This window comes from Pararhizobium sp. IMCC21322 (assembly GCF_030758295.1).
Classification (GTDB): Bacteria; Pseudomonadota; Alphaproteobacteria; order Rhizobiales.
In genome coordinates this window covers 1,937,402-1,949,633 of record NZ_CP132335.1, presented here as the reverse complement: position 1 = coordinate 1,949,633, position 12,232 = coordinate 1,937,402, and the positions used below count along the sequence as shown (strand labels likewise).

General features: G+C 53.0%; 13 protein-coding genes. 4 read left to right on the top strand and 9 right to left on the bottom strand.

What is annotated here, in order from left to right; all coding sequences use genetic code 11:
• The first annotated feature begins 2 nt into the window (after positions 1-2).
• Positions 3-677: a hypothetical protein gene (locus RAL91_RS09415; protein ID WP_306261685.1), complete on the top strand. Its 675-nt coding sequence runs from the start codon at positions 3-5 to the stop codon at positions 675-677.
• A gap of 12 nt (positions 678-689) precedes the next feature.
• Here the strand turns inward: RAL91_RS09415 and RAL91_RS09410 are convergent, their stop codons facing one another.
• Together RAL91_RS09410 and RAL91_RS09405 are read right to left on the bottom strand one after the other, a co-directional pair.
• Complete coding sequence (locus RAL91_RS09410) at positions 690-1,547, bottom strand: SDR family oxidoreductase (RefSeq protein WP_306261684.1); 858 nt, start codon at positions 1,545-1,547, stop codon at positions 690-692.
• Positions 1,548-1,574: 27 nt separating this feature from the next.
• On the bottom strand, positions 1,575-2,147 hold the full coding sequence (locus tag RAL91_RS09405; RefSeq protein ID WP_306261683.1) for a TetR/AcrR family transcriptional regulator: 573 nt from the start codon (positions 2,145-2,147) through the stop codon (positions 1,575-1,577).
• 171 nt (positions 2,148-2,318) lie between these two features.
• Between RAL91_RS09405 and RAL91_RS09400 the strand changes: the two genes are divergently transcribed.
• The gene (locus RAL91_RS09400) at positions 2,319-3,137 is read left to right on the top strand and encodes a PhzF family phenazine biosynthesis protein (protein ID WP_306261682.1); all 819 of its coding nucleotides are present in this window, start codon (positions 2,319-2,321) and stop codon (positions 3,135-3,137) included.
• Positions 3,138-3,210: 73 nt separating this feature from the next.
• Here RAL91_RS09400 and RAL91_RS09395 read toward each other — a convergent pair whose 3' ends face one another.
• Complete coding sequence (locus tag RAL91_RS09395) at positions 3,211-4,044, bottom strand: aminoglycoside phosphotransferase family protein (RefSeq protein WP_306261681.1); 834 nt, start codon at positions 4,042-4,044, stop codon at positions 3,211-3,213.
• Positions 4,045-4,375: 331 nt separating this feature from the next.
• Between RAL91_RS09395 and RAL91_RS09390 the strand changes: the two genes are divergently transcribed.
• Positions 4,376-5,632 carry a sodium:proton antiporter gene (locus RAL91_RS09390; RefSeq protein ID WP_306261680.1) on the top strand — a complete coding sequence of 419 codons (1,257 nt, stop codon included), beginning with the start codon at positions 4,376-4,378 and terminating at the stop codon, positions 5,630-5,632.
• A 126-nt stretch (positions 5,633-5,758) separates the two neighbouring features.
• Here RAL91_RS09390 and RAL91_RS09385 read toward each other — a convergent pair whose 3' ends face one another.
• The 6 genes from RAL91_RS09385 to RAL91_RS09360 all read right to left on the bottom strand — a co-directional run bounded on the left by RAL91_RS09385 (position 5,759) and on the right by RAL91_RS09360 (position 11,232).
• Positions 5,759-6,520 (bottom strand): sugar phosphate isomerase/epimerase, encoded by a 762-nt coding sequence (locus tag RAL91_RS09385; RefSeq protein ID WP_306261679.1) that lies wholly within the window; start codon positions 6,518-6,520, stop codon positions 5,759-5,761.
• On the bottom strand, positions 6,517-6,996 hold the full coding sequence (locus RAL91_RS09380; protein ID WP_306261678.1) for a VOC family protein: 480 nt from the start codon (positions 6,994-6,996) through the stop codon (positions 6,517-6,519). The genes RAL91_RS09385 and RAL91_RS09380 overlap by 4 nt, the downstream gene beginning before the upstream one ends.
• A 77-nt stretch (positions 6,997-7,073) precedes the next feature.
• Positions 7,074-8,318 carry an ABC transporter substrate-binding protein gene (locus RAL91_RS09375; RefSeq protein WP_306261677.1) on the bottom strand — a complete coding sequence of 415 codons (1,245 nt, stop codon included), beginning with the start codon at positions 8,316-8,318 and terminating at the stop codon, positions 7,074-7,076.
• Positions 8,319-8,341: 23 nt separating this feature from the next.
• Positions 8,342-9,442: an ABC transporter ATP-binding protein gene (locus tag RAL91_RS09370; protein WP_306261676.1), complete on the bottom strand. Its 1,101-nt coding sequence runs from the start codon at positions 9,440-9,442 to the stop codon at positions 8,342-8,344.
• Between the two features lie 6 nt (positions 9,443-9,448).
• Positions 9,449-10,336, bottom strand: coding sequence for a carbohydrate ABC transporter permease (locus RAL91_RS09365; RefSeq protein ID WP_306261675.1), 888 nt, complete (start codon positions 10,334-10,336; stop codon positions 9,449-9,451).
• Positions 10,336-11,232: a carbohydrate ABC transporter permease gene (locus RAL91_RS09360; protein ID WP_306261674.1), complete on the bottom strand. Its 897-nt coding sequence runs from the start codon at positions 11,230-11,232 to the stop codon at positions 10,336-10,338. The genes RAL91_RS09365 and RAL91_RS09360 overlap by 1 nt, the downstream gene beginning before the upstream one ends.
• Positions 11,233-11,418: 186 nt before the next feature.
• Between RAL91_RS09360 and RAL91_RS09355 the strand changes: the two genes are divergently transcribed.
• Positions 11,419-12,222 (top strand): aldo/keto reductase, encoded by an 804-nt coding sequence (locus RAL91_RS09355; protein WP_306261673.1) that lies wholly within the window; start codon positions 11,419-11,421, stop codon positions 12,220-12,222.
• The last annotated feature ends 10 nt before the right edge of the window (positions 12,223-12,232 follow it).

The following is a 12,232-nucleotide window of genomic DNA, read 5'->3' as shown; positions in this document are numbered from 1 at the left end:
TTATGACTGACACATCACACACTGCACGTTCCATCGGCATTCGGCTCCTGATCTCTGCATTTGTCGCGGTGGCGCTTCTGGTTGCATTCATATTGCCAGCCGAATACGGCATCGACCCGACGGGTATCGGCAAGCTGACCGGTGTTTCCGCTCTGGCTCAGGATACGCCTGTGCCCGCGACCTCCAAAGATTTTGGTCAGTCATTAAACTTCAATGTGGAAGAATATGACCTGACGGCTGAACACATCAACCGCTCCATTCGCGGATTGCTGCATCTGGAAGACGCCCCCTTCAAGTCCGAAACCATTGTTCTGGAGTTGGAGGATCTGGGTGAAATGGAGCATAAATTCATTCTGCCGCAAGACACGGCGCTGCTCTATTCCTGGAAAATCCTGAATGCCAAGGGCGACGGCGTCTATTACGAATTCCATGGCCACCCGTCCAGCGCAGACGCACCCAATTACCCTGAAGGTTTTGAGCAGGCCTACAGCAAAGGCGAAGGCACTGGTCAGAGTGGATCATTCATTGCGCCCTTCCCCGGTTATCACGGCTGGTACTTCATGAATTTGGAAGAAGGCCCGATCCAGATCGAATTGACCGTAAGCGGATATTATGCGGAACATAAGGAAATGTACCGGGCCGTCGATGGCAAGGTGATCAACAATGTCGAATTCTAGGACGTTTCCGGCTTAGCTGAGAAACTGCTCAAACACGCGGTCGCGCTGTTTTGTGCCGTCCGGATCAAGGCCTGTCTTCAGGCTTGTGAACTCTTCGGCCCATTTTGAGGTGCGGCGGCGGATTGGCGGCACTTCGGCAGCAACGCATTCCATGATGATCGCGGCAACTTCATCAGCGGTCTGGTAGATATCAGACCCGCCCTGACGGTCTTCTGCACCGCCAATGTATTTCTGCAGGATTGGCAGATATTCATCATCCAGCATGCCGCCGGTTTCGCCGACCTGTTTCAGCACATTTGTCGCAAATTCCGATGCGATGCCACCGGGTTCCACCGCTGTGAAATGAATACCGAAATTCGGTGTGACATATGTGGCCAGCGACTCGGTAAAGCCTTCCACCGCAAATTTTGCCGCGCAGTAAATCTCGTTAAAGGGCTGTCCAACCAGGCCGCCAACAGATGAGACGGTCAATACATGGCCGCTGCGTTGTTTGCGCATATGAGGCATGACGGCTTTGGTGCAGCGAACCACGCCCAGAAAGTTCACATCCATGACCCATTCACTATCTTCTTCGCTGGCCTGCTCGGTCGAACGGACATAGCCAACACCGGCATTGTTGATCAGCACATCAATGCGGCCCTCATTCCTGATGATTGTCTCAACGGCGGCGTTAATGGTTGCGGTTTTCTGCACGTCCAGCGGCAGAACCTCAAGCGTCACGCCCGCTTTCGCGGCGGCTGCGTCCAGCGCATCGCGTTTGCTCAGATTGCGCATGGTTGCATAGACCTTGTGTCCGGCCTCTGCTGCCTGCACCGCAATGCTGATGCCAAGGCCAGTGGAGGTGCCGGTGATGAGAATAACTTTTGACATGGGGTTTATCCTTTCAGGATTTTTCATTCAGGCGGTAATGGACAACCAGACACGTTCAAAGGTGCGATCAAGTTCGTCCTGCGTGATGGTGTTTCCCTGCAAAAGCCGGTGACGTGCCAGATGCATGGCCGGGGCCACCAACATCACGATGACAGTTGATACTGGAAGGTCTGCCAGTGTCCCGTCATCAATGACGCGCTGCAGCAGAGCTGCTATCTCAAGCGGCATGTGAGCGATCTGGCGGGACTGTTCCTCGGTCAGGATTTGAGAGAGGCTGCCAGCTTCCAAAAACAAAAACCCGAACGGGTCTTTGGCGACAAAATCAAACATGTTGTTCCACATTTGACGGATCATCACAGCTGAATCCGTTTCATCTTTCGGTGCCACGATCGTGGCGTGGAATTCGGCCTTCAGCTTCAGATAGATTTTTTGAAGCAGATCATCCTTGTTTTCAAAATGGAGATAGATCGTACCGGGCGAAACGCCCGCACGTTTGGCAACCGACCCCATGGCGACGGACCCGATCCCCTTTTCTGCCACCTCTTGCACAAGGGCCGCCCGGATTTTCGCCCGGATTTGATCTGCTGTTGGTCTTGGCATCAATTTCTTCAATTCAGTAATGAATATTCATTATCTAACATAAATTGTCCGATCTCGATTTCAATGCCATGTTTTCAGACCCATGAGAAAAATTGGTTTGTCGGATGCAGACCTATTCAGTAGAGCTGGCAAAAGCACTCAGAATTCAGAGGACAGAACAGGACAACAACCATGCAGATGTTTCAAGTGGATGCCTTCACGGACCGGCTGTTTGCCGGAAATCCCGCCGCCGTGCTGATCCTCGATGACTGGCTGCCGGACCAACTGATGCAATCCATCGCCAGCGAGAACAATCTGGCAGAAACGGCTTTCGCCTGCCCCAACCCATCCGCCAGTGAACCGGGTAAAAATTCCAGTTGGGATTTGCGCTGGTTCACCCCAACCCACGAAGTCAACTTTTGCGGCCACGCCACTCTGGCCACCGCCCATATTCTGGCAACCGAGCACGGCATACAATCCGATATGCTGTTTGAAACACGTGTCGGAACATTGCATGTGAGACAAAGCGCAGATGGCTATCAACTCGACGTCCCCGCCTTCCAGCCGGAACAGCTGGATTCTTTTCCCGCCGAAATCTCAGAAATCTTCGGTGCAACGCCCGCAAGACCATTCAAAAACTTTGAAAACATTTTCGCCGAACTACCGAGTGAACATGCTGTCAGAAATTTCATCCCCGACCTCCACGCCATCACCCAACTGGGCATAACCGGCCTTGTGATCACCGCCCCCGGCGCTGAAGATGGCGCTGAACATGATTTCGTCTCGCGCTATTTCGTACCGGGCGCAGGAATCCCGGAAGATCCGGTCACCGGCTCCACCCACGCAACTCTGGTGCCATATTGGGCGGAAAAGCTTGGCAAGACACAGCTCCGCGCCTTTCAGGCGTCGGTGCGCGGTGGATTGCTGGTTTGCGACTTGGCGGGAGATCGGGTTTTGATCTCCGGCCATGCTGTGACGTTTATGGAGGCGCGAATTCGGGTCTCGAAGTGAGACGGAGGATTCGGCGATTGATACCAAACAGACAGGCTTGGCCTTTACAGGACGAGAACTGAAGGATCGTGGCTCAGCCCATCAACGATAGAAATGTATCGATGAGTTCAACGTCTTTCGATATCCCGGCGTCAAACGAACTTTTGTGCGTCCAGGACAGCGACAATGCGCTGTAGGCCGCAGCCCAGGACAAGAGGTGATCCTGGGAAACATCAAGTCCTGCCGACCATATCTCCGCGCGTTTCAGAATTATCTCAGGGCGACCGCTGAATTCTTCAACCCCCAAAGGATTGCGAAAAGCATTGGCAAATTCAAAGGTACGCTCACCCAAAACGCCTTTGGCATCGAATGCGAGATAACCACGCTCGCTTCCTTTCACATTGTCATGATGAAAATCACCATGAAGGGGGCGGATGTTCGTCTGGTTTGCCAGCAAAACTTTCGCAAGGCCGCAGGCCTTTCGAATTGTTGCCTCGGCCCCGGATGGGCAATCATCGGAAAAGGTCGCATCAAACAATGCGCGAAACCGGTTATCCAGCGGATCCAGGCTCTCTATTGTTTTAACCGGCATTTGGTGCAGGCGGTTTCCCGTCTCCATAAGCACCAGAGTAGCTGATGCATCATCACCGGACCGCGTCAAATCGCCCAGCAACGGGCCATCGAGCCACTCCATCAACACGGCAGATCGCGCGCGCGCATAAAGGTAGGCTGCACCCCGCCCCTCTTGCGCCGCCAGCAAATCGAACCCGGGGGCTTCATCCTGAAAATTGTCGTCTTTATAGATTTTGAGAGCCGCAAAAGTCCCATCACCTCGCCTGACACGCCAAACAGAAGCAATTGGCGTATCGGTGATGTGTTGAGGAGAATGGACGGCAAATTCTGCAAGTACAGCAATTGGTGGCTTCATGTTTTAACACTAACCAAGCCGTTTTTGGATGTCTATTTGGATGTCTATGATGGGGTCAGGGATGCCTTCGGCATCAAGCCCGCACAGGTCTTCTAAAACTTCGAAAATACTTCCGCCTAAGTAGTTCTTTACGGGCCGAGAGTGATCAGGCAATTCTGATTGTCTCGTAGAATATGGCGGCGCATGAAGGTCGGCAATGACCTCTTCTAAGACCTTTAACGCACTGTCACTCCTGTCAACTTCCGCTGTGATCCTGTGCACGGAGTTTGTCTTTTCGTTGGACATTTCGACTTATAGGCTTGTCCTGTTAAACTGAGCAAAAAGGACGAACATGTCACTTCTTCAAATTGCATCGCTTTTGATTGTGCTGGCCGGGGCCTTTGGGGCCATAAACTATCTGTTTCTGAAGCTACCATCGACCATTGGCATTCTTGTTGTAGCGCTTTTTGCCTCGCTCGCAGTGATTGCCTCAGATGCGCTGTTTCCTGCGCTGACGGTCGAAGAACAAATCCGTGCGCAGGTGCTGGAAGTGGATTTCTCCGATGCGTTGCTGGAAGGCATGCTGGGCCTGTTGCTGTTTGCCGGAGCCTTGCATGTCAAGCTTTCGGACCTGCGTAAGGCCTGGCCGGTGATTTCACTGATGGCGACTGTCGGCATCGGCCTTTCGACCGCCATCGTGGGCTTTGGCTTCAGCTGGTTCACCGGCATGCCACTGATGATCGCATTGGTCTTCGGCGCTTTGATTTCGCCCACCGACCCGGTTGCGGTGTTGGGCGTGTTGCGTGAGGCGGAGTTGCCGAAATCTCTGGAAACCAAAATTGCCGGCGAAAGCCTCTTTAATGACGGTGTCGGCTACGTGGTTTTCCTTGTCCTTATCGGGCTCGCTTTTCCCACGGGCGACAGCCAGGGTTCGGGGCTTGCAGATGCAGCCAAGTTGTTTGTGCAAGAAGCACTGGGCGGGGCGGTATTAGGACTTGTCCTTGGCTGGCTCACCTTCAGGGTAATGCGTCTGATCGACGACTATTCACTAGAAGTGCTGATCACCCTTGGCCTCGCCTTCGGGGGCTATGAGTTGGCTGTGTGGCTACATGTTTCAGCGCCCATCATGGCGGTTTGCGCCGGGCTTTTGATCGGCGATATCGGGACGAAACATGGCATGTCCGAGGAAACCCGCCAATACGTCGACGCTTTCTGGAAGATGATTGATGAAATCCTGAATGCAGTGCTGTTTTTGATGATTGGCTTCGAAGTTTTTGCGGTCGCATTCGAAACTGATTTTCTGATTGCGGGCTTCATGGCCATTTTCCTATCGTTGCTGGCACGGCTGATCGCCGTTTCAGTGCCGGTTCTGATGCTAAAACCGTTTCGGGAGTTCAGCGATGGCGTAATTCCGATCATGACATGGGGGGGCCTGAAGGGGGGCATTTCTGTGGCGTTGGCGCTTTCATTGCCGGACGGCGAATGGAAGCCTGTGATCCTGACTGCAACTTATATTGTCGTGATTTTTTCGATCATTGTGCAGGGGCTGACCGTGACCCGGTTGGCCGAGCGGGTTGGACGCGCGCCGGGGTTGCCCATGCCTGATTAGGCGACCTGGGATGTATTCACGGCTCAAATTTTTGGGGTTGGCAGGGATTGTCGAGCGCTCGGTTTCTTCGGGTCACAGCTCAATCCAATGCTGCGCGCTGCGCTCAGCAACGCGTACCGTTTTGAGCTAGAGGCCTAGACTGCGCAAATGCTCGATCGTGTTTTTTGCGAATTTCTTCCAATCCGAAGGATTGTCGTGCTCGGCGACGAGATGATCGGCCTTCGTTTCTCTGAAGAGTGGGGCCAATTTGGCCCAGTCAATAATCCCGTCTCCTGTGGCCGTCCAACCGTCGTCGAAATCTGTCCCGATGGGGGCTGTATCTTTGGTCTGGATTGCCAGAATGCGGTCTTTGAACCGCGTTAACTCGGCACTCGGATCAGCGCCAGCGCGCACAATCCAGCCACAGTCGATTTCGAAATATACGTTTGGAGCCGACAGGATATGGTCGATCGGGCGCGTCCCGTCTGGCAAGGCGGCATACTCAAAATCATGATTGTGCCAAAGGACCTTTAGCCTCTGCTCTGCCACGATTTCGGCACCCGCCGCCAATTTTTCTCCAATTGATTTCCAGAAATCCGGCGTGTTGACGCGGTCTTCCTTTGCCACAAAGGGCGGGATGAGATAACGCGCACCAAGCGTTAGCGCGATGTCGATATATTTTTGTGTTTCATCTGTCAGGCCGGTCAATGGCATGTGGAAGCCATAACAATCCAAACCATTGTCATCCAATGCCTTTCGGAAACGGGCCGGGTTTTCTTCATAGGCAGGCAACCACGGTTCGATGGCATCATATCCCATCGCTTTGAGATGTGGCAGTTGCGCTTCAAGTGGTGGAAAATTGCGTGACGAGTAAAGCTGATAGGCAATCGGGTACCGCGCGCCGGTCATGGCTGCACCTCCATATTTTTATTGAATTCCAAAAGCTCAACCATGACACCAAGCTCTTTGACCGTGTCATAATAAGCATACCGGCCATGTCCACCGTCAAACTCTCCACGTTGCAACAATGCGTGGCCCTTGCCTTCGAGATAGTCGTTGCGTTTGGTAAGGTTGCGGGTCCGGAAAGCAATGTGGTGACAACCGGGGCCTTTTTCTTCCAACAGGTCGCGCCATGCGCTTTTTTCCGGACCTGGTTCAAGGAATTCAACATCGATATTGCCAAAAGCGAACATACGGATTTTGCAGCCAACAGCGGCCGGTTTGCCGTTGTATATTGCCTTTGCTTCCTTGGGATCAGCGGCACCGCCTTCGGAGGGGATCGGTTTTCCTGTCAGGTCCGAGAACCACCTGGCCGAGGCAAGTGCATCATGTGTGACAAAACAGATTTGCATCACTGCGTCTTCGTCCAGAAGCCGGGAATCCATATCAACTGCCTTTTCAGAATTTTGTGGGGTCTGGCCCGCCCCTTAAAAAGGGCGGACCAGCATCTTGGGGGAGAAGATTAGTCTAGGATCACGTCGTATTGTGCCTCCAATGCAGCGACCGCATCATCAACTGACATCGCTGGATCGGACCAATAGTTGAAAGCAACTTCCCAGATCGCATTGGACCAATCGGAGTCCACGGTAACGGATGGGTTGTTGACCTGACGGTCATTGTCGTCGAGCAAAGCGATAACCCGCTTCGCGCAGGCATCAAGCCCTTCAACCGGCACATCATTTCGCACAGGCGTTGCGCCTTTGACATTGGCGAAAGCGGCATTGACATCTGCATCGGTGACCGTTTGAGCAAACAGGATTTGGGCGGCGTCTTTTTCAGGTGATTGCCCACCCAAAGCGCCCCATCCATCAACGGTCACAGCAACAGCCTTATATCCGGGAATTGGGATACACCCAAAGTCGGTGCCTGCTTCTTTTCCGGCAGCGCGCCACTCCCCTTTCATCCAGTCACCATGTATTTGCATGAGAGCCTTGCCAGTGATGACCTCGTTGGTTGTCTGGTTCCAATCGCGGTTCACCGATCCTTCATCTGCGGCTTGTTGAAATTTACGCAGCCATTCAAAAACGTTGCGAACTTCCGCGCTTGATAGTGCTGCAGGATCGGGCTCTCTGCCGTAGACTTTATTATAGATTTCCGGCCCTGCGAGGGTCGCCATCATGGCATGCATCAGATAACCGATCTGCCATTGCTGCGCGCCAACTGCCAGAGGCGTGTAACCGGCTACACGGATTTTGTCGAAATCTGCGTACATCTCGTCAAGCGACGACCAACTCTTGGGATCAATGTCAGCAGCAGCAGCGACTTCCACATTATAATAAAGCATCCCGTCAATATGCACGCCAAGCGGCATTTTACGGATCTCACCATCAATGGTGATTGCTTTCGTTACCGCTTCTGAAAAATGCTCAAGCGCACCAGACTCGACAAATGCTTCTCTCAGATCGCGCCCAAGCCCCATTCCGGTCAAATCGCGGTACACGCCGGTGTTATTTTCCGAAAAGATGTTTGGTGGCTGGCCGCCAATGACAAGGTTCAGCAAACTAACGCTGGAACCTGTGTCATGCGGGATCGTAATATCAATCCAGTTGATGCCCTTGGCAGACACTGCTTCGTGCAGAACTTTCAGCGCTGCAACTTCAGCTGGTGATGACCACTGCTGAAAGACGACGAGATCCTCAGCCTCCACGGCCATTGTTGACACGCCGAGTATGAGCGCGGCACTTAGATAATTTGTTACATGTTTCATGATATTCCTTCCCAGATGTCTGTTCAAAGTCTCAGCCCGGTTTGGGCATCGAACAAGTTCAGTTTGGCTGTTGGGTAGTGGACAGAGACCGTTTCACCGGTCTTCGTTCTTGCGGCCCTGTCGGGCTCGGCGCGGACGAACAGATGTTCGCCAACGAAATCAAGTGAGATCAGCGCATCAGATCCCGTGCGTTCAACCATGATAACGGGCAGCTTCAGCATTGAGTGGCCGTCAGCGGCTTCAGTGGCGTCCATTATGAAGTGCTCGGGGCGCATGCCAACCATGATGTCTCGCCCCGCCTGCACTTCATGATCAAAGGTTGCGCCGACAAGTGAAAGCCGGGTGCCATCGCTAAAGATCGCAGTTGCGTTATCGGCCCTCAATTCCAGTCTTGCTGGCGAAAGGTTCATTGCCGGTGACCCGATGAAACTTGCTACGAAAAGGTTCGCGGGGTTCTCGTAAACGTCATCGGGCGTGCCAAATTGTTGTATCTCGCCATCCTGCATGATCGCGATTTTGGTGGCCATCGTCATGGCTTCGATCTGATCGTGAGTTACATAGATGATGGTTGGGTTCAGTGTGTCGTGCAGCTTCTTGATCTCAAGGCGCATCTCAGTGCGCAGTTTCGCATCAAGATTGGACAATGGCTCATCAAACAACAGGACATCGGCGTGCTTTACCAAGGCCCGCCCAATGGCAACGCGTTGGCGTTGGCCGCCTGAAAGCTCTGAAGGTTTACGCCGCATCAAAGGTTGAAGCTGCAACAGATCGGCCGCCCACTGGATTCGTTTGTCGGCTTCTTGTTTGGGCAATTTTCGGGCGGCGAGCCCGAACCGCAGATTTCCCTCGACGCTTTTGGTGGGATAAAGCGCATAGGACTGGAACACCATCGACAGGCCCCTGTCCTTTGGATCCAGCTCTGTTACGTCCCTCTCGCCGATCGTGATGCGGCCAGAGGAGACATCCTGCAGACCTGCTATCAAGTTCAATAAAGTGGATTTGCCGCAGCCAGAAGGTCCCAGCAGAACAAGGAAGTCGCCATCTTCCACATCAAGGTTCAACCCATCAAGGACAGTAACCGCACCATAGCGCTTGACGATGTGTTCAAATGAAACACGCGGCATAAGAACTTACCCTTTGATTGCGCCAGCGGCGATGCCCTGGACAAAAAACTTGCCCAGAACGAAGTAGATCACCAGTGGGGGAATTGCGGTCAGCAAGGCCGCGGCCATGTTGACATTGTAGGAAACGGTTCCGGTTGAAACGGTGACCATATTGGCAAGGTGCACGGTCATCGGCTTGGTGCCCAACCCGCCAAATGTGACGCCAACCAGATAGTCATTCCAGATCGATGTGATCTGCAGGATCAACACAACGATGAGGATGTTGCCGGAAAGCGGCAGGATGATTTCGACAAATATCCGCCAAAATGAACCTGAGTCCATGATGGCCGCTTTTATGATATCGGAGGGAATATCTTTGTAAAAATTCCGGAATATCAACGTCAGCACAGGCATTGCCAGAACCGTATGCACAAATGCAATCGCCGTGGTTGAACCGTAAATCCCCATCATGACCGTTAGCCGGATCAGCGGATACATGATGATTTGGAACGGCACGAAAGCGGTGAGAAACAGAAGAAAAAGGAACGGTCCGGCCCACTTGATGTCCCATATTGCAAGCGCATAACCCGTAATCATCGAGACGGCGATGGACGCAATGAGTGATGGCACCAGTATGACAACTGAATTCCAGAAACCCTGCTGCAATCCCTCACAGGACAGACCCGAGCAGGCGTCGAACCATGCAAACCGCCACGCTTCCCACGTCCACCGGATCGGCAGCGAGAAAATGGCGCCTTCGCGGATCTGGTCCATGTCTTTGAAAGACGTCACAATCAATACATAGAGAGGGACACAAAAGAACATCGCGGCCATGGCAAGGAAAACGATGACTGCAATGGACCGCCCCCTGATACGACGGGGTTTGCGCGGGAACATGACACCTGCATCACTCATCAATTCGCCCCTTTTTTCGCGGCGCGCTGCTGCCAGACCGTTAGCAAGACAAGGGGCAGGAAGATCACAAGCGTGATCGCCAGCATCATGGTCGCAGCGGCGGACGCGTAGCCCAAATTGCCTTTGTTCGCCATCGCGTTGATGGTGAAATAAGCAGGCACCCAGGTTGATTGACCGGGCCCGCCATTTGTCATGGCAAGGATGATGTCAAAGGCCTTGATCACGCCCAATGACAACAGGATGGCGCAGGTTAAAAACGTGAATTTCATCATTGGAATGATGATCTCGAAGTAGACGCGAAACAGGCCAACACCATCAAGGCGCGCCGCACTCCAGATTTCAGTGTTGATGCCCTTAAGACCTGCAAGCATCAGTGCCATGTAAAAGCCCGAACTTTGCCAGACCGAGGCTATGATGATGGCATACATCGCTGTGGTCGGATCATTGAGCCAGTTGAAAGCCGCAGTTTCCCAACCCATTGATTGCAGGACATGCTGGATGCCGTATTGCGGGTTGAAAATCCATCGCCACGCGACGCCGGTCACGATCAGCGAGACCGCAAGCGGGTAAAGGAACACGGTGCGAAAGAAATCTTCGCCGCGGCGCTCTCGTTCGATCAACGCCGCGAGGATGAACCCAAAGACGATTGCCATAGCGCTGCCAAGGGCCAGCACAATCAGGTTCGTCAGCGAAATTTGCCAACCTGCATCAGCAAACAGGCGATTATATTGGCGAAATGGCCGGTCCCAATCAACCGCATATTCTGGAAGGCGGCGGGACCGCGTGAAGGACATCAGGATGGTCCAGCCAATCGATCCCAGGAATGCGATCAGCGTAATGCTGACTGCCGGAAGCATGGCAAGCTGGGGCGATAGTCGGCTCCATCTCAGTCTCATGTTCTTCCCTTTTTTGGTAACAGGACGCCCCTCTTTGTCAGAGCAGGGCTTGCCCTTTTCGCAACAGCTATTGCACTTTTTCGTCGATCTGTATTATCGTTAATACTACGACGAACAAACAGGCTGTCAAGAAATTTTCGGTGTCGTGTTTTGTTCTGCGGTGCACAATCAGGGACGGTTTTTAAAATGGATCACATACCACGACTGGGGTTTGGCACTTACGGACGCACCAACCAAAATGGCGTGGAAGCCATTGGTTTTGCGCTCGAAACCGGTTATCGGCATCTTGACACCGCACAGTCCTACAACAATGAAAAAGAGGTTGGTGCGGCGCTCGCTCAAAGCACGATTGACCGTGAGGATATTTGGGTCACGACCAAGGTCGATATGGCGAACTTTGGAATCGGCAGGCTGATCCCATCACTTGAAATCAGCCTTGAAAAGCTCGGTGGACCCGTTGACCTTGCCCTGATTCACTGGCCGTCACCCAACAATGAAATCGCGCTGGAAGTCTATCTTGAACAGATACACGACGCGAAATCCCAGGGGCTGACCCGCAACATTGGCGTTTCCAATTTTCCGATTGCAATGCTGAAACAGGCAGAAAATATTCTGGGGAAAGGAGAAATCCTGACAAACCAGTTTGAACTTAATCCGGGCTTTCAGAATAAGACCCTTGCGGATTTCTGCCAGGCGTCGGGAATTCTCGTCACCTGCTATCAGCCGATAGCTCAAGGGCGTTTAGGGTCGAACCCCGACATGCAGGCAATCGCCACACATCATGATGCGACACCCTCACAAGTCGCACTCGCCTGGGAGTTGGCAAAGGGTTATTCGGCGATTCCAACGTCATCAAAGGAAGCAAGAACTCGCTCAAATTTTGACGCGTTGACGCTCCAACTCACCGACGCTGAGATGGAAACCATTGGCGCCATCCAACAAGCCCCTCGCTCAATCGATCCAGACTGGGGCCCCGCCTGGGACGACTAATCACATCAAT

Excerpts from the sequence above, each read along its gene's own strand:
- RAL91_RS09415 (WP_306261685.1), top strand. The coding sequence starts at position 3 with ATGACTGACACATCACACACTGCACGTTCCATCGGCATTCGGCTCCTG.
- RAL91_RS09410 (WP_306261684.1), bottom strand. The coding sequence starts at position 1,547 with ATGTCAAAAGTTATTCTCATCACCGGCACCTCCACTGGCCTTGGCATC.
- RAL91_RS09405 (WP_306261683.1), bottom strand. The coding sequence starts at position 2,147 with ATGCCAAGACCAACAGCAGATCAAATCCGGGCGAAAATCCGGGCGGCC.
- RAL91_RS09400 (WP_306261682.1), top strand. The coding sequence starts at position 2,319 with ATGCAGATGTTTCAAGTGGATGCCTTCACGGACCGGCTGTTTGCCGGA.
- RAL91_RS09395 (WP_306261681.1), bottom strand. The coding sequence starts at position 4,044 with ATGAAGCCACCAATTGCTGTACTTGCAGAATTTGCCGTCCATTCTCCT.
- RAL91_RS09390 (WP_306261680.1), top strand. The coding sequence starts at position 4,376 with ATGTCACTTCTTCAAATTGCATCGCTTTTGATTGTGCTGGCCGGGGCC.
- RAL91_RS09385 (WP_306261679.1), bottom strand. The coding sequence starts at position 6,520 with ATGACCGGCGCGCGGTACCCGATTGCCTATCAGCTTTACTCGTCACGC.
- RAL91_RS09380 (WP_306261678.1), bottom strand. The coding sequence starts at position 6,996 with ATGGATTCCCGGCTTCTGGACGAAGACGCAGTGATGCAAATCTGTTTT.
- RAL91_RS09375 (WP_306261677.1), bottom strand. The coding sequence starts at position 8,318 with ATGAAACATGTAACAAATTATCTAAGTGCCGCGCTCATACTCGGCGTG.
- RAL91_RS09370 (WP_306261676.1), bottom strand. The coding sequence starts at position 9,442 with ATGCCGCGTGTTTCATTTGAACACATCGTCAAGCGCTATGGTGCGGTT.
- RAL91_RS09365 (WP_306261675.1), bottom strand. The coding sequence starts at position 10,336 with ATGAGTGATGCAGGTGTCATGTTCCCGCGCAAACCCCGTCGTATCAGG.
- RAL91_RS09360 (WP_306261674.1), bottom strand. The coding sequence starts at position 11,232 with ATGAGACTGAGATGGAGCCGACTATCGCCCCAGCTTGCCATGCTTCCG.
- RAL91_RS09355 (WP_306261673.1), top strand. The coding sequence starts at position 11,419 with ATGGATCACATACCACGACTGGGGTTTGGCACTTACGGACGCACCAAC.